Annotated in this window: 23 protein-coding genes and 1 pseudogene; 5 read left to right on the top strand and 19 right to left on the bottom strand. The window is 67.7% G+C overall.

Annotated features, from left to right (window positions below; genetic code table 11):
- A pseudogene (locus tag D466_RS24570) lies at positions 1-222 on the top strand (group II intron reverse transcriptase/maturase); the annotation flags it as partial.
- 310 nt (positions 223-532) lie between these two features.
- On the opposite strand, the gene D466_RS24265 reads toward D466_RS24570, so the two are convergent.
- Positions 533-787, bottom strand: a complete 255-nt coding sequence (locus D466_RS24265) for a hypothetical protein (RefSeq protein ID WP_156004479.1) — start codon at positions 785-787, stop codon at positions 533-535.
- Between D466_RS24265 and D466_RS23625 the strand changes: the two genes are divergently transcribed.
- Positions 779-1,816, top strand: a complete 1,038-nt coding sequence (locus tag D466_RS23625) for a phosphotransferase enzyme family protein (RefSeq protein ID WP_081630054.1) — start codon at positions 779-781, stop codon at positions 1,814-1,816. The genes D466_RS24265 and D466_RS23625 overlap by 9 nt on opposite strands.
- A 48-nt stretch (positions 1,817-1,864) precedes the next feature.
- Here the strand turns inward: D466_RS23625 and D466_RS0119115 are convergent, their stop codons facing one another.
- The 9 genes from D466_RS0119115 to D466_RS0119080 form a co-directional block, all read right to left on the bottom strand.
- Positions 1,865-2,362, bottom strand: coding sequence for a GNAT family N-acetyltransferase (locus D466_RS0119115; protein ID WP_018915294.1), 498 nt, complete (start codon positions 2,360-2,362; stop codon positions 1,865-1,867).
- A gap of 8 nt (positions 2,363-2,370) precedes the next feature.
- Positions 2,371-2,703: a DUF1778 domain-containing protein gene (locus D466_RS0119110; protein ID WP_018915293.1), complete on the bottom strand. Its 333-nt coding sequence runs from the start codon at positions 2,701-2,703 to the stop codon at positions 2,371-2,373.
- 434 nt (positions 2,704-3,137) lie between these two features.
- Entirely contained in the window at positions 3,138-3,383 is a 246-nt protein-coding gene (locus D466_RS23620) for an FmdB family zinc ribbon protein (protein WP_081630053.1), read from the bottom strand.
- A gap of 16 nt (positions 3,384-3,399) precedes the next feature.
- Complete coding sequence (locus D466_RS0119105; protein WP_018915292.1) at positions 3,400-3,912, bottom strand: AmiS/UreI family transporter; 513 nt, start codon at positions 3,910-3,912, stop codon at positions 3,400-3,402.
- A 129-nt stretch (positions 3,913-4,041) separates the two neighbouring features.
- Positions 4,042-5,298: a formamidase gene (fmdA, locus tag D466_RS0119100; protein ID WP_018915291.1), complete on the bottom strand. Its 1,257-nt coding sequence runs from the start codon at positions 5,296-5,298 to the stop codon at positions 4,042-4,044.
- Between the two features lie 163 nt (positions 5,299-5,461).
- Positions 5,462-5,749: an FmdB family zinc ribbon protein gene (locus D466_RS0119095; RefSeq protein ID WP_018915290.1), complete on the bottom strand. Its 288-nt coding sequence runs from the start codon at positions 5,747-5,749 to the stop codon at positions 5,462-5,464.
- 175 nt (positions 5,750-5,924) lie between these two features.
- Positions 5,925-6,239, bottom strand: a complete 315-nt coding sequence (locus tag D466_RS0119090; protein WP_018915289.1) for a DUF190 domain-containing protein — start codon at positions 6,237-6,239, stop codon at positions 5,925-5,927.
- Complete coding sequence (crcB, locus tag D466_RS0119085) at positions 6,239-6,619, bottom strand: fluoride efflux transporter CrcB (protein WP_018915288.1); 381 nt, start codon at positions 6,617-6,619, stop codon at positions 6,239-6,241. The genes D466_RS0119090 and crcB overlap by 1 nt, the downstream gene beginning before the upstream one ends.
- 167 nt (positions 6,620-6,786) lie before the next feature.
- Positions 6,787-7,932: a helix-turn-helix transcriptional regulator gene (locus D466_RS0119080; RefSeq protein ID WP_018915287.1), complete on the bottom strand. Its 1,146-nt coding sequence runs from the start codon at positions 7,930-7,932 to the stop codon at positions 6,787-6,789.
- A 288-nt stretch (positions 7,933-8,220) separates the two neighbouring features.
- Here D466_RS0119080 and D466_RS0119075 point away from each other — a divergent pair, with 288 nt between their 5' ends.
- Both D466_RS0119075 and D466_RS0119070 read left to right on the top strand, forming a co-directional pair.
- Complete coding sequence (locus tag D466_RS0119075; RefSeq protein WP_018915286.1) at positions 8,221-10,959, top strand: ATP-binding protein; 2,739 nt, start codon at positions 8,221-8,223, stop codon at positions 10,957-10,959.
- A gap of 4 nt (positions 10,960-10,963) precedes the next feature.
- A complete protein-coding gene (locus D466_RS0119070) occupies positions 10,964-12,217 on the top strand; it encodes an EAL domain-containing protein (protein ID WP_038166987.1) in 1,254 nt (417 codons plus the stop codon).
- Between the two features lie 207 nt (positions 12,218-12,424).
- Here D466_RS0119070 and D466_RS24260 read toward each other — a convergent pair whose 3' ends face one another.
- On the bottom strand, positions 12,425-12,622 hold the full coding sequence (locus D466_RS24260) for a hypothetical protein (RefSeq protein ID WP_156004478.1): 198 nt from the start codon (positions 12,620-12,622) through the stop codon (positions 12,425-12,427).
- A gap of 335 nt (positions 12,623-12,957) precedes the next feature.
- Entirely contained in the window at positions 12,958-13,845 is an 888-nt protein-coding gene (locus tag D466_RS0119060) for an AraC family transcriptional regulator (RefSeq protein ID WP_018915284.1), read from the bottom strand.
- A 272-nt stretch (positions 13,846-14,117) separates the two neighbouring features.
- On the opposite strand from D466_RS0119060, the gene D466_RS22450 reads away from it, so the two are divergent.
- Positions 14,118-14,705, top strand: a complete 588-nt coding sequence (locus D466_RS22450; RefSeq protein WP_231385770.1) for an aldo/keto reductase — start codon at positions 14,118-14,120, stop codon at positions 14,703-14,705.
- Positions 14,706-14,751: 46 nt separating this feature from the next.
- On the opposite strand, the gene D466_RS0119050 is transcribed toward D466_RS22450, so the two are convergent.
- From D466_RS0119050 to D466_RS22440, 7 genes are all read right to left on the bottom strand, one after another.
- Positions 14,752-15,159, bottom strand: a complete 408-nt coding sequence (locus tag D466_RS0119050) for a type II toxin-antitoxin system VapC family toxin (protein ID WP_018915282.1) — start codon at positions 15,157-15,159, stop codon at positions 14,752-14,754.
- The gene (locus tag D466_RS22445; RefSeq protein ID WP_018915281.1) at positions 15,156-15,446 is read right to left on the bottom strand and encodes an AbrB/MazE/SpoVT family DNA-binding domain-containing protein; all 291 of its coding nucleotides are present in this window, start codon (positions 15,444-15,446) and stop codon (positions 15,156-15,158) included. The genes D466_RS0119050 and D466_RS22445 overlap by 4 nt, the downstream gene beginning before the upstream one ends.
- Before the next feature lie 82 nt (positions 15,447-15,528).
- Positions 15,529-16,131 (bottom strand): bifunctional phosphoserine phosphatase/homoserine phosphotransferase ThrH, encoded by a 603-nt coding sequence (gene thrH / locus D466_RS0119045; RefSeq protein ID WP_018915280.1) that lies wholly within the window; start codon positions 16,129-16,131, stop codon positions 15,529-15,531.
- Between the two features lie 3 nt (positions 16,132-16,134).
- Positions 16,135-16,752 carry a LysE family translocator gene (locus tag D466_RS0119040; RefSeq protein ID WP_026285495.1) on the bottom strand — a complete coding sequence of 206 codons (618 nt, stop codon included), beginning with the start codon at positions 16,750-16,752 and terminating at the stop codon, positions 16,135-16,137.
- A 34-nt stretch (positions 16,753-16,786) separates the two neighbouring features.
- Entirely contained in the window at positions 16,787-17,575 is a 789-nt protein-coding gene (locus D466_RS0119035; protein ID WP_196803531.1) for a 2OG-Fe dioxygenase family protein, read from the bottom strand.
- Between the two features lie 166 nt (positions 17,576-17,741).
- Entirely contained in the window at positions 17,742-18,572 is an 831-nt protein-coding gene (locus D466_RS0119030; RefSeq protein ID WP_156004476.1) for a hypothetical protein, read from the bottom strand.
- A gap of 259 nt (positions 18,573-18,831) precedes the next feature.
- A partial coding sequence (locus tag D466_RS22440) for a transposase (RefSeq protein ID WP_018915043.1) occupies positions 18,832-19,057 on the bottom strand: 226 nt, incomplete at its 5' end.

Raw genomic sequence — 19,057 nt, 5'->3', positions numbered from 1 at the left:
ATCGCCTGGCGCCAGTGGAAACGACCCCGCACCCGGGAATCGCGCCTGCGCGCGCTCGGCCTGGACGCGCAACGCGCCCGGAAATCGAGCGTCAACGGGCGCGGGCCGTGGTGGAATGCCGGGGCTCTGCACATGCGCCATGCGCTGCCGCCGAAATACTTTGCCAACTTGGGGCTGGTCTCGCTGGTGGATATCCATCAGCGGCTCCAGAGTTCTGCTTGAACCGCCGGATGCGGAACCGCACGTCCGGTGGTGTGAGAGGGCTGAGGGGGCGACCCCTCACCCTACTCGATCCCGCGCCCGTGACGCAGCAAGCACATGTCTGCCAGATCATGCTCCGCCGAGCCGTATCCCCTCGACCTCGCTGCTTGCGCATGCGTGTCGCTCTCAATACTTGGCGAGATCGGGGCTCTGGCCCGTCAACCCCCTCTGTGACCCAGATCTCATCGACTTTTGTTACGCCTTGCCAGATGCTCATCGACTTGGACGCAAGCCTTTGCGGCGTTACTGTGAGCACATACTCGGCAACGACCTATTCCACGACGGCTACAGGAAGGAAACCTTCGCCGCCGTCCTCCCGGAAGCGGTGATTCACCACCACCAAGCTATCGCGCTGCAGCTGCGCGAATCCGCGTTGGCAGCGATCGGCTTGGTTGACTTGCCCGTCGTGCATGCCCTGCTCGAACACGTTGTGGCGACCCGCGACGAAGCCGGGTGCGGACAGCTCGCTTTCTTTCTTGCCCTGGAGCGATTCGCACGCCAGCTCGAGACCTGACGAATGACCCATGCGCATGCATCCACCGCGGCGGATGTCGCCGCGATAGGCCACATGATCGAGGCCGAATTTGGCCTGCCCGTCGTGGATGTCGAGCCAGTGGTTCTTGGGCTCAATCGCACCTTCAAGGTGCGCACAGTCACCGAGACCTATTTCTTCCGGCTTTGCCGGAGCAGCGGACGCACCCTCGCCGATATCGAGGCGGAGGCAGCGGTCACTATCGGACTACGCGAGGATGCAACGCTACGTGTGGCGCGCGCCATACCGACCATCCGCGGTACCTACGTGGTCGACGTCGGAGGGCTTGGCGACGGCACTCGCCGCGGCCTGTTGTTCGAGCAAGCCCAGGGGCGAGAGGCGACTACGTCGGCTGCGGATCTGCTGCGGATCGGGAATGCGCTGGCCCGATTGCACGCCCAGTGCCAACTCGAGGGTCTGGCGCCTCGGCGCCGGGTGGGCGCACCACCTCGCGACCATGAATGGCTCAGGCGACTCGGCGAGTTTGCCAGGACACCGACGCAAACCATCGAGCGCATCGGGACACGACTGACGCACCTGCGTCGCAGCGTGGCTCCGGGAGGACCTCACGGCTTTTGCCACGGAGATTTCTGGTGTGGAAACCTGCGAATCACGGATGGTTTCGTGACCTTGTTCGATTTCGATGACTGCGGAGTCGGGCCCCAGTGGTATGACCTGGCCACCATGGGATGGTGGATCGAGACCTCGCTGGCGCCACAGGGCTGCGCAGCGGCCTGGTCGGTGTTGGTGCGGGCTTATTTCAACCAGGCCGATCCCGATCCGACGTTCGCGGCCTCGACCACCCTATGGGTGGCCGATAACGAGGCTCGTTCGGCCCGATTTCTTGTCGAGCATTGCGACCTCGCGCCCGAGCTATGGACTCGAGTTGCACATTCCCTGGACTCGGTGACCGAGCGAGCCTGCAACGGACAACTGCATATTCTTTCCGAGGTTCGTGCTCCGTGGGAACTTCGCTGTCGTTGCCTGGACGACGACCCCGCTGCTGCACCGGATAGCGGCTGAGCGCACGCGCATGCTGCCTTCCCCCTTCTGGGTTGTCCTGGCTGGGGTCTACGGCTCGCGCAGCGCTTGGCGGACTGTGGCCAGCATCAGGCACAGGGTCATGGGCTCGATGGGCGACTCGACGAAGCCGCGCGAGAGGTAGAAGCGCCGGGCCTGTTCCGAGATGGCCTGGACCAGCCGCGCGGTGATGCCGGCGATGTCGGCGGCCTGGATCGCACGCCGGATGGCGTCATTGAGCAGCGCGGTGCCGATGCCTTTCTGCTGGTGGTCCTTGTGGATGGCCAGGCGGCCGAGGACGAGCACGGGCACCGGGTCGCGCCGGTTGCGCTTCAGGGTGGACGGCGCTTCGGCGTGTCCGATGGCGCCGGCCGCCAGGCAGTAGTAGCCGATGACGGCGTCCCCCTCGCACACGACGTAGGTGCGGGACGATCCGTTGGCCTGATTCTTGGCCGCGCGGCGTTTCGGCCAGTCGTCCAGCGAGGGCTCGCCGCTTTCGAAATCGGCGAGTTGGTGCTGGTCGGACAGCGGTTGCGGCGCGCAAAGCATCTACGCGGTCACTTCACGCGTGGGCCGGTGGCTTTCGATGAGACAGCGACCTCGGCCGTCGCCGTTTCCCAGGGCGCGCGGGCCTTGAGGGTGCGGCGCAAGCGATCGGTGGGCGCTGGCGGCTGGTCGAGCATGGCCTGAAAGGCGGCAAAGCTCTTCGTGTCGAGCGCGAAGTGGGTCTGGTCGAGCAGCACGTTCTCGGCCTGCCGGCAGGCGGCTTCGAGCATGAAGTCGGAGCGGCTGCGGCCGAGGCGATCGGCGGCCTGGTCGATCAGGTCGCGCTGTCCGGCCTTGGCGCGGATGCTGATGGTGACGGGATCCTGGGCTTGAGCTTGGGCCATGAGACGCCTCTCGCGTACTGCATTCGTGATGACTGCATTGTCTGCCACATGTTCATACATTCATGCTTGACTGGAAGGGATGGGGGCCCCTCATGGGACATGAACTCGAGCTTCCACGCCCATGCCCCATGCGAGGGCTGACGGTCAACGGAACCCGCACGACCGTCAACCAGCGCTCGAAGCGGCCCCCCGCAACCAAGACAAGACGACAAACGCCGACCTCGTGTCGGCGTTTGTCGTTTCTGCGGCCAGCTCGCCGTCTTCGGGGAGCAGTCGATTGTCCCCAACGATGCCGCCTCCCGCCTTTCGGGCGGGCCCCGGCGTTGTCGGCCTTCCCAAGGTGGGCGATCAGCCACTCACGAGATCAGACTCATGCCTTGTACTCGTGGTGGGCGCACCAAAAAGCCGGCCCGCCGCCGCGCGTTCAGCGCCGATCAGCGCGAGGTCGCGCAGTGCGGGCAACCGAAGCCGCACATGCGGCGCCACGAGCCTCCGCCGCCCGGGACGCCCTGGCCGGGGGCGTACGCGGCGTCCCCGCGACCGGCGAGGAAGGGACTCACGAGAACCCGCCGTGCCCATCCCGCGCAGCGCGGGCAGGGCTGGTCGAGCGCCGAGTCGGCCATTCGCACCATCTTGCGAAAGCCTCCGCAGTCTGCGCAGAAATAGTCGTATAGCGGCATCGCTGGCTCCCGCTTCTCAGTGCAGCACCCTGGTCAGCAGCAGGTAGCCTGGCAGCCAGCCGGTGAGGATGCCCTCGAGCACGGTGACGACGCCCACGAAGCGTCCAATGGGCTTTTGCATCACCAGCAGGATGAAGAAAAGCAGCCACAGGAAAGCCCACGCCGCCCAACACAGCCCCAGCCAGGTTCCCCACAGCGTCGACGCGCCCAGCAGGGTCTGCGCCGAAACCGGCACCGCGGTGATCGCCACGAACAGGCAGAACCAGCCCAGCCCGCGGCCGTCGGCTCCGTTGTAACGGTTGATCGCGACCCACAGGTACGTGAAGGTGAAGAGCAGAGTCAGCGCGGCGGCCTTGATGCTGGCGTCGTTGGAACCGGGTCCGAAGGCCAGGTACAGCGACACCAGCAGGGTGATGCCCCCGACGAATATATCGATCACCGCGATTTCGTTGTCGCCGATCTGTCCGATCAGCCACAGGCCGTTCAGGCACAGCACAGCGCCCACGTAGAGCAAGACCAAACCCAGCATGACGAACTCCCCTGAATTGATTCTCACCATGATCCGGGTCGCACCGCGATGCCGTGCGACCCGGGTGAGGCCCGCCCTCGTTCGCCGGGGATGCGCTGCATCCCCGGCGTGCCAGCCGCGGCTGCCCGCTCAGTTGGCCGAGCGCGGTACTTGCAGGCCCTGCTTGACCTGGTGCAGCGCTCCCGTGGCAGTCGGCCTGACGTCGAACTCGAAGATCGAACGCGGGATGTAGATCGTCGAGCAAGCGTTGGGGATGTCGACCACCCCCGACAGGCGGCCTTCGACCGGAGCCGTTCCCAGGATCATGTAGGCCTGGATATCGGTATAGCCAAACTTCATCAGGTAGTCGATCGCATGATTGCAGGCGTTCTGGTAGGCCAGCCACGAATCCAGGTAATGCTGCTTGCCGTTCGGGTGCACCGAGACGCCCGAGAAGGCCAGCCATTCCGAGTACTGGGGATCGCGCAGGCCCGGCATGAACATCGCGTTCTCGCGGATTCCGTACTTGGCCATCCCGCCCTTGATGATGTCGACGTGCAGGTCCATGAAACCGCCCATCTCGATCGCCCCGCAGAAGGTGATCTCGCCGTCGCCCTGCGAGAAGTGCAGGTCGCCGAAGGACAGCTTCGCGCCGGGTACGAACACCGGATAGAAAATCCGGCTGCCGGCGGTCAGGTTCTTGATGTCCTGGTTGCCGCCGTTCTCCCGCGGCGGCGCGGTGCGCGCGGCCTCGCGCGCCACGCGCTCGAACTCGGCCCCGCTCAGCGAGCCGAGGATCGCGCTGTCGGGAAGCGGCGGCAGCGCCAGCGGCGGCACGCGCATCGGGTCGGTGGCGATCAGCGCCTTTTCGCGCGCGGTCCACTTGGCCAGCAGTTCGGCCGACGGCGCGGTGCCCATCAGCCCCGGGTGGTGAATCCCTACGTAGGACACTTCAGGGATGTGGCGCGAGGTCGCCACGTCGCCGTTGAAGTCCCAGATTACCTTGTAGGCGTCGGGGAAGCGCTCGGTCAGGAAGCCTCCGCCGTTCTTGTTGGCGAACACCCCGGTGTAGCCCCAGCCCATGCCGGAGAACGGGCCCGAGTCCTCCTGGTCGCAGGAGTCGATCTCCAGGATGTCGACCACCAGCAGGTCGCCGGGTTCGGCGCCCTCGACGTGGAACGGCCCGGACAGCACGTGCACCCCGGCCAGCGGGGCATGGCGCATGTCGTCGGCCGAGTCGTCGTTCTTGATCGCGCCGTCGAACCACTCGCGACAGTCGGCACGGAAGGTGTCGCCAGGCTTGACGTGAACCGCCGCCGGAATGTCCGGATGCCAACGGTTGTGGCCGACGATTTTCTGGTCTTTGAACTTCTTCGTGTTGTCGAGGGGAAACAGGTTCTTGGGCATTTCGATACCTCAGTCAGGTGTGGGATGACGGGAATTGCACTTGCCGAACTGCATGCCTAGGGTCGCCTTGCCGTCTGCCTCCTTTCCCCGGCCCGCCTCGACCCTGCGCCGCCGGCGTCGCGGGATGGGGTGCTGCGCTGCTACGTTGCCGCCGCCGGTGGCCTCAGGGCCTGGGGAGCGTCCACAGTTCGGGGGTCATCCGCACCTGCCGCCTCGGCGCTCCGGATGGCGGCAGCGAGGTCACCACAGCGGGTTCGTGGCGGCTCTTCTCGGCGCCGTCCATCGCCGCGAACACTGCGGCGCGGCGTCCGGTCACGAGTGCCGGAGCCGAAATCACTCGCGCCCCCGCGCCGCCGCACACCGGGCAGGCAGCGTCGGGCGGGGCTTCGCCGAGCCGGCGCAGGATCTCGAACGCACCGTGGGTGCGGCAGACGTACTCGTACAGGGCCATGGATTCCTCCGCTCGATGGGGCCGCCGCGGCAGCGACTGCTGCAGCCATCGCCCAACCTGGAATCGATGCTAGGAAGCTGCGGCCTGCCTGGAATCCCTCGCCGCGGGGAATCGTTCCTCCCTCGCGGCTGCGGTGCCGCCTCACCGGAATGGGTGAGAGAGGTGCGCCGTGCGCTCAATCGGGGTAGCGGGCGTCCCAGGTCACGATATGTCCGCCCGGCAGCAGCGGCGCCAGCCGAGGCAGCGCGTCCCGCACTACCTCGGGCGAGTCGAAGAACTCGACCACCAGCGGCAGGTGGACCCCCAGGCGCAGCAGGTCGTCGGCATGCGCCTCGCCGCGGCTGCCATAACCCGCGACTCCCCGGTAGACGGTGATTCCGCGCACGCCGAGTTCGCTGTGCAGCAGCGCGAACAGCTCGCGCACCAGATTGTGGTGGTCGCGGTGGTCGCCTTCGCGCAGGTAGATGCGCACCATGGTCACGTCGCTCATCATGCTCCCCCGATGCCGCGGGCCAGGTACGCGCCCAGCGCGGCCGCGGCGATGCCAAGGACGCATGAACCCACGATGTAGAGCAGGGCCTTCGCCGGCTCACCCTGCTCGAACAGGCCCAGCGATTCCAGCGAGAAGGTCGAGAAGGTGGTGTAGGCACCGAGTCCGCCGGTCAGGATGCCGGTGCGCAGCGCTGGCGAGATCGACAGCCGCTCCAACGTGAGGAAGAACAGCAACCCCATGAGGAACGAGCCCAGTACGTTGATCGACAGCGTCGCGAACGGGAACTGGCGCCCGAGCACGCCCTGCACGAACAGGGTCTGCCCGTAGCGTGCGAACGCGCCGAGCACAGCGAAGACAGCAATCGACAGCAGGGTCATGGCGATGGACTCCGCGAATGCACAACCGGGTCGGGAGCATCGTAGGGCGCGGCCGGCGCCGGCGAATCCCGCGCGCGAGGCAGCCCGGCGACCACCATGGGGCAGTGCGGACTCACCCGCTCGGGTGAGTGTGGCCTGACCCGAATGGGTGAGGCCTGCGGCGTGGCTCAGGTCCAGCCCGGGCAGATGCGGGCGTGCAGATGCACCAGGTCCATCTGGCTGTGGGTGCCGGTCTTCTGGAAGATCTGCTTGAGGTGGCTGCGCACGGTGTTTTCCGACACGTGCAGCGACGCAGCGATCGCCGCCAGCGGGCGCCCACCGTAGATCAACGAACTCACCCGTGCCTGCGCCAGCGTCAGGTCGTAGTGGCGGGCGAACACGCAGCGCGCGGCGTCGTGCGCGCCGCCGCCGCAGCGCACCGACAGCAGCGCCAGCGAGCGACGTCCGCTGGCGGCGCGCTGGAACACCGGCCCGGTGCGCCGCACCACCACGACCAGCGGCGCACCGTTGGCCGCCCCGGCCAGGCTCAGCACCTGCGGCTGCTCGGCGGCGGCGGAGTCGTCGCAGGCGCGGGAGATGGCCTCGCGCAGCAGCCGCTGCTCGGCCGGGTTGGCTGCGTGCACGGTGTGCTCGTCCAGCGCCAGCCCGGCGCGGCCGCGCAGCAGTTCGTCGGCGACGCGGTTGTGGTGTACCAGCCGTGCGTCGGCGGTCACCAGCATCAGCGCCTGCGATTCGCCGTCGCTCAGCGCGAGCAGTGCGTGCGACACGTCGGCGGCTTCCTGCCAGCGCCACTGGCTCTCCAGCGACAGCGCGACATGCGCCAGCATCTGCTGCAGATCGCTGCGCTCGCCTCCGCCGAAGCCCCGCTCCGATTCTGAGCGCAGCGCGCACAGGAAATGCATTCCCCGGCTGTCGCGGCTAACCACCCCGCACAGCCTGTGCAACAGCCCGCGCGGCTGCAGGAAGTCGCGGTAGAAGTCGGTGCGCCGCAGGTCGCGCGGGCTGATCACATCCTCGCCGGACACGACGCGGCCGGCGACATAGTCCTCACTCGACAGGAACCAGGGGTTGCGTGCCGAGAAGGCAGCCATCTGGACGCATAAGTCGGTGTCCAGCGGAGCCTCGAACAGCGACAACTCGGCGCCGCTGCCGAAGTCGTGGTGGCCGATGATCACCACGCTCGCGCCCAGCCGCCTGCGCATGCCCTCGAGCGCGGCCGGCCAGGCCTGCGGGTCGATGCTGGCGGCATGGATCGAGCGCGCAAGGGCGACCAGCGACGACTGCTCCGGGTCGGGCAAGTGCGTACTGTCCATGCCTCGGTCTCCATCGCCACGCGTGGGTCGTGGCGCGCCGTAACAGCGCTTGGGCAACTGCCGGCCCAGCGTCGACGCCACCCTATTGAATTGCGCGGATTATTTGGTCAAGCGGGAGTCCTGTCAAATCCGTGACAACCCGTGCCCGGGCTCACCCATATGGATGTTGCGCGACGCAACCCGGCAGGCGACACTTGCGCCCGGTGCAGCGGCGTCCGCCTCGGGTCTGCCAGGGTTCGCTGGCGGCGCAGCGCCCACGCCCGCCTCCTCCCGCCCTTCCGAAGGCCCATGACCCGCAGCCGCAGACAATACCAGTCCTGGGTGGCCAACGAGTCGCTGGAGGACTATGCGCTGCGCTACGCGGCCAGTTCCTACCGCAGGTGGAGCCCGGCGGTGGTCGCCAACACCGCGCTGGGCGGAATTTCCTTTCTCGGCCTGGAGGCCATCGGCGCCAACATCACGCTGAGCTATGGCTTCGGCAGCGCGCTGGCCGCGGTCCTTGCGGTGTCGCTGCTGATCTTCCTGGTCAGCCAGCCGATCGCCTACTGGTGCGCCGCCTCCAACGTCGACATCGACCTGCTGACCCGCGGCGCCGGCTTCGGCTACATCGGATCCACGCTGACTTCGCTGATCTACGCCGCGTTCACGCTGATCTTCTTCGCGATCGAGACCGCGATCTGGGCGCAGGCGCTGCAACTGGGGCTCGGGCTCAACCTGGCGTTGGGCTATGTGATCTGCTCGCTGGTGATCCTGCCCATCGTGTTCTTCGGCGTCACCTGGATCAACCGGCTGCAGGCCTGGACGCAGCCGTTGTGGCTGCTCATGATGCTGCTGCCGCTGCTGTACATCGTCGCCAGGGACCCGCAGGCCTTGCGCGCCTGGGTGGACTTCCACGGCCGCGCCAGCGGCGGCAGCGGCTTCGACCTGCTGACCTTCGGAGCCGCATCGGGGGTGCTGTTCGCGTTGATCGCACAGATCGGCGAACAGGCCGACTACCTGCGTTTCCTGCCGGCACGCTCGCGCTCCAACCGGCGAGCATGGTGGGGGGCGACAGTCGCCGCGGGACCTGGCTGGATTGTCATCGGCGGCGCGAAGATCCTCGCAGGCGGCCTGCTGGCGGTGCTGGCGCTGCGCATGGGAAGCACCCCGGCGCAGGCTACCGAGCCGGTGCGGATGTATTACCACGCGTGGCAAGCGATGACCGCCGCGCCGGCGCTGGCGCTGGGGCTGGCGGTGGTGTTCGTCAGCGTCTCGCAACTCAAGATCAACGTCACCAACGCGTACAGCGGCTCGCTCGCGTGGTCGAACGTCTTCGTACGACTCGCCCATTTCCATCCAGGGCGCGTGGTCTGGCTGGTGTTCAACGTCGTCGTCGCGCTGCTGCTGGCGCTGCTCGGGATCTTCGCCACCTTGCAATTGGTACTGTCGGTCTACGCGACCACCGCGATCGCCTGGATCGGCGCGCTGGTGGCCGACCTGGTGGTGCTCAAGCGCAGCGGGATCAGCCCGCCCTACATCGAATTCAAGCGCGCTCACCTGTACAACATCAACCCGGTGGGTTGCGGGGCGATGGCGTTGGCCACGCTGGTCGGGGTGCTGGCCTACGCCGGGCTGTTCGGAAGCGTCGCGGCGGCCTTCTTCGGCTACATCACGCTAGCCACCGCGTTCTGCAGCGCGGTGGCCATCGGCTACGCGACCGGCGGCCGCTACTACCTGGCGCGGCCCGACTTGCGCTACCGCGATCGCGATCCCGGGCAGCTGGTGCAGTGCTGCATCTGCGAGCGCGAGTACGAGACCCCCGACATGACCGACTGCCCGTTCTACCGCGGGCCGATCTGTTCGCTTTGCTGCGGGCTCGACCTGCATTGCCACGACCTGTGCAAGCAGCCGCAGGCGGCACCGCGGCCGCAGGCCGCAGCCGAGCCGCTGCCAGCGTTCCAGCCGCATGTGCTGCGCCGCGTCGGTCGCTTCCTCGGGCTGTTCGCCGGAGCCGCGGCGCTGCTCGGCGCGGCCTTCGTCCTCACCTACCGCCTGATGGGCCTGCACCTGGCCGCGTCGAGCCCCGAGCTGGTCAACGTGCTGTGGCGCCTGTACCTGGCGATCCTGGTGCTTGTGTCGCTGGCGGTGTGGTGGATCGTGCTGTTCCACGAGGGCACCGAACAGGCCGAGCGCGACCTGCTGGAGTCGATGGACGACCTCGACCGCGCGCGCCGCCACCTGGTCGAGTCGGAGAAACTCGCGGCGCTCGGCGGCCTGGTCGCCGGCGTCGCGCACGAGATCAACACCCCGGCCGGGATCGCGATCAGCACGGCGTCGTTCCTCGGCGACCGCACACGCGACGCGCAGGTGCAGTTCGAACGCGGCAGCCTCGATACCCAGGCGCAGGCGCAGTACCTGCGCGACGCCACCGAGTCGGCGCGGCTGCTGCAGTCCAACGCCCAGCGCATCGGCCAGCTGGTGCGCAACTTCAAGCAGCTGGGCGTCGACCAGATCACCGAGCCGCGCCGACGCTTCGATCTGCGCGCGCAGATCGAGCAGGTTCTGCGCGAACTCGCGCCGCGACTGAAAGCGGCGCGGGTCGAAGTGCGGCTGGACATGCCCGCGGGCGTCGAACTGCACAGCTATGCTGTGTCGCTGGAACAGGTGATCACCAACTTGGTGATCAACTCGCTGCAGCACGCCTTCGCGAATGCCGGCGGCGGGCAAATCGACATTCAGGCGCGGGTCGACGAGGACAGCGTGGAACTGCACTACAGCGACAGCGGGCCCGGAATCGAGCCGGCTCTGCGCGGGCGGGTGTTCGAGCCCTTTTTCACTACCCAGCGCATGGCTGGGGGTAGTGGGCTGGGCCTGTACATCGTCCACCAGGTGGTGACGCGGCAACTTGGCGGCACGGTCGAGCTGGCCGAGCCTGCGTGGCAGGGCGCGCATTTCGTGCTGCGTATTCCGCGCATGGCCAGGCATGCGCTACGGCCCGGTACAACGCTGCGCCAATTGGGTACCGGGCGCGGCAACGATCCGGACTGACATCGTGGCACGCACTCCTTCGCAATGGAAGGTACTACTGGTCGACGACGAGCCGGCGGTACACGAAATGTCGCGGCTGATCCTGCGCGACCTGCGCTTCGAGGGCGCTGCGGTGGAGCTGCTGAGCGCGGCGTCGGCTGCGCAGGCGTGCGAACTCCTCAGTCGCCACGCGGATATCGCGCTGGTGCTACTCGACGTGGTGATGGAAACCGACGAAGCTGGGATGCGCTTCGTCGAATTCGTGCGCCATCAGATCGGCAACCGTGACATGCAGATCATCCTGCGCACCGGCCAGCCCGGCATGGCCCCCGAGCGCGAAGTGATCGTCGACTACGAGATCAACGGCTACCTGCTGAAGACCGAAATCACCGCCCAACGCTTGCAATCGGCGGTGATCGCCGCGTTGCGTGGCTACCGCCACGCGCGTTCGCTGCGTACTGGCGAGCCGTTCGAGCGCGGGTGCGCACCCGCGCAGCCGCGCGACCTCGAGCTCGCGGAGGACCTGGCCGAGGCCGTGGCCGCGGGGCGCATCGTGCTGCAGGCGCAGCCCCAGCTTCGGCTGGATTCCCTGCAACTGCACGGCGTCGACCTGATCGCCAGCTGGAACACCCGGCGCGGGCTCCTGTCGGCTGAGCAGATCGCTGCGCGTTTGGGTACAGGCACGGTGCGGCTGCAGACCATGCGCTGGCTGCTCGTCCAGGGCGTGGCTTGGGCGCGCCAGTGGCAGCGCGAGTGCGGCAGAGGGCTTCGCATCAGCCTGCCGCTGGTCGGCGAATTCCTTGACGACCCGCAGTACCTGCACGAGTTGCTGCGGGCGGTCGGCGAAACGGCCTCTCCGGGCCTGCAGCTGGACCTGCTGCTCGGCCAGTCGGTGGTGCTGCGTGCCGAGTCCAGCCTCGTCGACGCGATGATGCAGTTACGCCAGGCGCGCATCGGCTTTGTTTTCCGCGACTTCGGCGCCGCGACCATCGCACTGCCGTACCTGAACAGCCTAGCCTTCGAATCGCTGAAACTGCCGCGACTGTTCGTCCAGGGCGTAGCCGCGGAGCCACAGCGCGCAGCGATGGCACGATCGCTGATCGCGCTTGCGCAGACGCTGGGGGCGACCACCCTCGCCGAGGGCGTGGCTTCCGACGCCGACGCCCAGTTCCTGCGCTGGGAGGGCTGCGAGGTCGGCCAGGGGCCTGCTCTGGCCCGCGTCTGCGCGGCCTCCGAGCTCATCGCCGCGCTGCAGCGCGGCGCCGATACGTCGCACTAAACGCGGCCGCGTCGACCCGGAATCGCGCTGGCTGCTGGACTCGGCCAGGTTGGTCGGCCGTGATGGAGACACGGCAAGGCGGACTTGTCGGCAGCGGCCTCACATGAAAACTGTCGATGAGGCCGTCACGGTCGCGTTAGACAGCCACAGTGCCGCGATCAGGTGATCCGAAATGTGCTCAATCGTCCCTTCGGTCCGTCGGGCTCATCAGACTTGGCCTGCATGCACCATCAACTCCATTCCGGCGACAATCGCCGCGTCATGGGCGACGACGACGCGCGCGGCTGCGACCACAGCCACACGTTCGGTCGGGTCGAAACGATCGAGGTTGTCTGCTTCGAAGACATCGAAGCGACCTTTGAACGAAATTGGATCACGTTGAAAAGAAGCGATGAGCAGCCTCAAGATCACCTGGGGAGGCGAACAAGAATCCATTGCGCAGGGACAGCGCGGCCCCTGCGCTCGATTGCGGCGAACGCCTTCCGCCGGAGCGCATGCTGTGCCTTGAGGATTCGGACGAAATGGTGCTGGCGGGACATGGGCGCATGCGCGAGTTGCGCGCAGTTGTGTCGCACCTGCGACCGCAGGCGGGTGTGTCTTGAAGTCCGACGCCCGTCGGCATTCGTACGGTTGTCAGGCTCCATGGAACCCTGATCCCCAGGGGGTCAGATCTCCCTGTCGCTTGACAATTCTGGTGCACGGACTCGGTTCGCCGTCCCTGCGACCATGGCCACAGCTAGCTAGCCGGACTCCGACGCCCGCAGGCGGGCCATGTCGCGTGCCGGTGGCTCGCCGCAGCACCGGCGGTATTCGCGGCTGAACTGCGAGGGGCTTTCGTAGCCCACGCGCAGCGCGGCCGTGGTCACGTCGAGGCCCTGGGCCAGCATCAGGCTGCGCGCCTCCTGCAGCCTGAGCTGCTTCTGGAATTGCAGCGGGGTCATCGCGGTCACCGCGCGGAAATGCTCGTACAGGCTCGACGGGCTCATGCCGGCCTGCGCGGCGAGTTCCTCGATGCTGAAGCGGTCGCGGTAGTTCTTCCCGATCCAGGCCATGGCGCGACCGACCCGGGCCACCCGCCCGTGGCCGCTGCTGATCTGGCGCATCCTGGCTCCGTCGCGGCCGGTGAACAGGCGATAGACGACCTCCTGCTCCGCCAGCGGCCCGAGCACGGGCAGAGCAGCCGGCTCGTCCAGCAGGCGCACGAGGCGCAGCACCGCGTCGAGCAAAGCGGGGCTTGTGTCGGACACCGTCTTGCCCTCGGGCGGGCCCGGGACTTCCGGCGGCGGCGGCACGCGCAGGGCCAGGCTGCCCAGCAGCACCGGGTCGAAATCCAGATACAGACAAAGATAGGGCTGCTCCGGTGTGGCCTGGGTCACGCGGCCCATGGCCGGCAGGTCGTGGGTCACCACGCCATGGCGCCCCGCCGCATAGCGGAACACGCGGCCGCCGAGCGTGACGTCCTTGCGGCCCCGCACGACCAGGCAGAGCTGGGGCCGATACACGTTGGGCATCGGCAAGGTCACGGTGGAGGAGCGGACCAGGGTCAGCCGTTCCAAGGGCGTCGAGTGGAAGCCGTCTCCCGGGAGATGCCGGGTCAGCACGTCCGCCATTTCCGTCAGGCTGGTCATGGTCTTCCTTCTCCCGCCCGTGCGGGCGGACGGCCATGCGCATGCAGGCGTCCTGGAGGATCGGGCAGCCATTGCAGAACATCGGGCTCACGCCCTGGGAGGCTCGCCATCCAGAATCTCAGCTTCGCCAACGGCCTCGCAACCCGGCCGAGGCACAACCGGGAAACCTGCATGACCATCGATCCTCGGAAGAATCCCGTGTTCGCGCTGGGCACTTGGGCTTGGGGAGACAGCGGCGAATCGGGCGACGGCTACTTCGGGGCCCAGCCGACGTGCGCCGGTGGACGCCGCAGCTGATTGCACTGCTGCAAAGCGGCAAGGTCCGACGTGTGGGCGTATCCAACCACAACCTGGAGCAAATCCGGCTCGCCGACCAGATCCTGGGCGAAGCCGGGTTCCGGATCTCGGCCGTCCAGAACCACTACAGCCTGCTGTACCGGGCTTCCGAGCAAGCCGGAATCCTGCAGTACTGCCACGATGCGGGCATCCCCTTCTTCGCCTACATGGTGCTGGAACAAGGGGCCTTGACCGGCAGGTACGGCGCGCACCATCCCATGCCTGCGGGAAGCCAGCGCGCAACCATCTACAACGCCATGCTGCCCCGGCTGAAGCCACTGACGGACAGTCTGGCCGCCTTGGGCGCGGCCCAGGGTGCCGAGGCCCCCGAGGTCGCGATGGCCTGGGCCCTCGCCAAGGGCACGACCCCGATCATCGGCGTCACCAGGCCCCGGCACATCGACGGACTAGTCCGCGCCCGCGGAATCCGGCTCAGCCCCGCCGATATCGCGGAGCTGGAGGTCCTGGCGGACGCCGCCGGCGTGGACACCCGGGGCTGGTGGGAACAGGACATGGCTTCCTGAGGCCAGCGGAGGCCTCGAAGGATCCGCGCAGGGTCCGGACGGTGCGCTACCCGAGCCATTCCACAGGAGGCACGAGGGGCAGCCCCAAGGCCCGCTTGGCCAGACGACGGTCGAAGGTCGCGAACCCTGAAGCGCGGCGGCTGCGCGCCACATGCAGCGCATCGGCGAAATCCAGGCCCTGGTCGAAGCCATCGACAGCCGTCAGGACCGCATCGCGGTCTTCGATCGTGACATGCTCGATGCCCGCCAGCGCACGCAACACGCGGGAGATGTCCGACTTGGGCAGTTCGTAGAAACCTCGCATGACCCACTCCAGTTCCAGCAGCACCGTCACCGAGACAAAGCATCGCTCGGCAAGAGCCTGGATGGCCAAGGGCCGCTGCCTTGCCGCTTGCGGATCGTCCTCGTCGTCGACGAAGAACCGCGCCAGGACATTGGTGTCGAGTGCCCTCACGATCTGCCGCCGCGTGAGCGGCTCAGAGTCGATGCCGGATCGAAGTCCTCCAGAGAACGCCGAACACCGCGCGCGGGGGCCTTGACCATGCCCGCCATGCCGGCAATGTCGGCCGTCGAGACAGACCTGACCAGCCTCAGCCTCAGCCCATCAGGTTCCTCGATCACCTCGAGACGAGCCCCTGCGCCCATGCCGAGTCGCCGCCGCAACGCAGCGGGCAATACGATCTGTCCCTTGGAGGAAACTAGCAATGTGGACATGAAGGGCTCCCAAAGCCGACTGTTCATGCTATCACTCCTTACTTCGTAAGTCACAACGGCGATGCGGGTGCGCAGACTCGGTTGGGCGAGCCTGCGGGCATGAGCACAATCAGGCGAGGCTTCGAAGGATCTGCGCATAGTCCGTGACGGTGCTCAGGTCCTGGGCGGCGCTCGCGACCTGGGGCGAGGGCCGGAACAGGAAAGCCTGGTCGGCCGCCGCGAGCATGGCCAGATCGTTGAAGGCGTCTCCGACGGCGAGCACCTCGCAGCCCTGCGCCTGCAGGCGCCTGACGACGTCCTCCTTGCCTCGCCTCGGGGCGAACACACAGCGCTCGATGAAGCCGGAGTCGTCGGTCTCGAAGTCGTGGCATTCGAGGTCCAGCCCGGGACCCAACTGACGTACCAGCGGGCCGACCATGGGCGCGAAGGCATCCGACACCAGCAACAGCCGGTGGCTCCTGCGCAGACCGGCGACGAAGGCCGGCGCGCCCGGCAGGGCCTGGGCTCGACGCAAGTGCTCGAGCACATCGCACAGGCGCAGCCGGTGGGCCCGCAGCAGGGCGAGCCGGCGCTCCATGAGGCCGCGGAAGTCCGGGACTTCGCGCGTGGTCAGGGCGAGCTCGGCAACCGCGCTGGAGTCCGCCAGCATGGGCCAGAGCTCGGGAATCAGCACGCCCTCGAGATCGATGCACGCCACCCGGTTGCCGGACATGGATCAGCTCAGGTTGGAGACGGCCAGCGCGACGCCCAGGCCGATCAGCACGCAGCCGATCACGCGCTCCAGGACCTGCTGCCTGCGCAGCAAGGCGGTTCGGAACACCGGGCGCGTGAGGAACACCGCGACCAGCGAGAACCAGGCGAGGTGCGCCGCCGACATGAACAGGCCGAAGGACACCGCGAGCGGCAGCGGCGAACCGGGTGCCACCACTTGGGTGAAGGTACTCATCACGAACAACATGGTCTTGGGGTTGAGGGCGTTGCACAGAAAGCCCGTCCTGAACGAAGCCGCAGGCCGCGGCGCCGCCGGCTCGCGGGCCTCGGCTTCCGGGACGCGGATTCCTGCGCGCGCGGTGCCGATACCCAGATAGACCAGATAGGCGGCGCCCAGCAGCTTGACCCCCGTCAGCAGTTGCGGCGCCCGCACGAGGAACAGGGTCACGCCCAGCAAGGTGTAGGCCACATGCACCTGCACTCCGAGCGCGATGCCGGCCGCCGTGCTCAGCCCCGCGCCCCGGCCGTGCCGGTAGCTGTTGCGCAACACCATCACGAAGTCGGGCCCGGGACTGATCACCGCGAGCACGGTGAACACCGCCACCGCGATCACTTGGCCCATGCCGCCGAATTCCACGAAGGCCGGCATGTCGGGCTCAGGCGGCCTTGCGCCGGAAGGTCACGACCAGAACGTCGCGCGTGCCCGGCGCATCGCCAGCCACGACCCGGATGGGCGTGACGCCATGCAGCACCCGCCGGTCGTCCACGACGGCGAGGTCGCCAGGCTGTTCCAGCCTGAACTCCGCCAGCTTGCGCCCTTGCAGGGAGTAGATCCCGGTTTGCCCGCGCTCGATGTTGCGGCGCCCGACCATGAGCATGAAGGCGTAGTCCACGCCGTCCCGATGGATTCCTTCCGGCGTGGGCGGCGCCTCGGCCCCGGCGCACACTTCGGTACGGAACTGATGGACCTCGACCTGCCACGGCTCAAGGGCTGCATCCAGGCTTGCGATGACATCGCTGAACGCGGCCAGAAGGCCCGGAAACACGCTGCCTTGCGCGACCACGGGTTCCACGGGTGCGAAGTTGCGCGCGATGCCGCCGTTCAGGGGGTTGTAGGCCAGGTCCTGGTAGTGCGGCTGGTGGGGTTCCCGGCTGACCGACGCTTGCGGCGCCACGATGCTGAAGGTGGCATGGCGGCGCCGCCGGTACCTGCCGCCATCGGCCATGTGGCCATCCAGTTCCAGGCGATTCCAGCTGTCCGCGAAGGCTCCCCACCCGCCGTGGCCGGGCACGCGGAACATCGGTAGCGCGCGGCTCGCGGGAAGGAATGCAAAGCCGTCGCGGGCGACGGCCTCGCTCAGGCCATCGCCTTCCCGCCCGACAGGAAGGGGCTGCGAACCGGAGGCAGGGCGCGAAGGGGGTGATACGGCTTGGGGGGTGTTCAAGGCAGCTCCGGTTTCGGGGAGGGCGCGATGCACGGCCGGGCAGTCCGGCGCGAGCGCGGAAGAGGCGGGCGATGCCTCGTGAAGCTCAGAGTCCGCGCACGCATAAAAGTTCCGCGCGGCATACGCCGGCCCTGTACCGCGGCGGCCGCGTGGGGACACCGCCCGCTCAGGCCACCACGTGCAGCCAGGCGACGTAGAGTGCGATCGCCCCCAGGCTCCACACGCTGGCACTGGCGATGCGGGCGGCGGAATGCCCAGAGCGCAAGGCTTCCGTTTCGAGCACCACGATGTTCGCCGCGGGCGGCAGCAGCGACAGCAGGACCATGGCAGCGACCTGCCCCTGCAGGGGCGAGCGCCCGATGCGGCTGGTGACTGCCCAGAGCAGCGCCAGCACCAGCAGCGACAGCCCGGCCCGGAGCACAAAGGACTTGAACGCGCGCCGAAGCTCCGCCACGCCCAAGGGCGCATGCGCCAGCCAGGCACCGAGCACCATCATGCCCAGCATCCCGAGCAGGATGCGCGCCCCTTCATCCAGCCACGCGGCGTGAACCCCCAACCAGGGCCCGACGGGTAACAGGCACAGCCCCACAGCCAGGGCCCGCAGCGCCGGCGTGCGCCACGCATGTCGGAGCCACCCCGACAGCGAGTTGGCCCGCGCAGGCCGCCCTGCGCCCGAGGTGCCAGGCGCATGGTGCAGCAGCCAGGCCGGGCCCAGGGCGTTGCCCAGGATCGAACTGGCTACGTAGAAAGTCGTGAACAGACTGACCGCTTCCGGCCCAAGGGCCGAGGTCGCCACGGGGAGCCCGAACCAGCCGATGTTCAGATAGCAAAAGCAAAGGCTGTCCACGGGATCGCGGCTCAACCGGTGCCCCATGGCGAACAGCGCCAGCATCCAGACCAGCGCACAAAGCATCAACCCCACAAGCGCGGCGTCAGCGCGGGCCACGTGAAACACAATCACGAGCGGGATGACCGCCTGGCTCAGCGCCCGTGACATGGCCCGCCGCCAGTCCAGGCCTAGGCGCGCAAGAGCCCACCCCGCGGCTAGGTACATGAGAGGAAGCACGGCGCGCATGGATCAAAGCTCCAGAGCTTTGCTGCCGAAGCTGGACGCTTCGCAAGCGGCAGCGACCCACTGTCGCGCCCAATGCGCAGCACATTTCGCATTGAACCAATGCGCGTTCGTTGAAAACAGCAGGTCGCGTCCCGCGACGTGGTGTAGGTCCACAGCCCGGACAGGCTGAGCTACACGGTACTCAGCGTGCCACAGCGGACAGCCGAGTCGGGGCAGTATCGCAGAGCGACTGAAGGCCTTCAAGCTGCATATACCGGCGATTCAGCGACCACTCGTCGTTCTGCTCCAGCATCATGGCGCCGACCAGGCGTGTGATGGCCGCGTCGTTGGGGAAGATGCCCACGACGTTGGTGCGGCGCTTGATGTCGGCGTTCAGGCGCTCGAGCGGGTTGGTCGAGTAGATCTGC

Origin of the sequence: Thiomonas sp. FB-6 (genome assembly GCF_000377645.1) — a bacterium.
GTDB lineage: Bacteria > Pseudomonadota > Gammaproteobacteria > Burkholderiales > Burkholderiaceae_C > Thiomonas_A.
The sequence above is the reverse complement of the archived record's forward strand: the minus strand, read 5'-3'. Positions and strand labels throughout refer to the sequence as shown.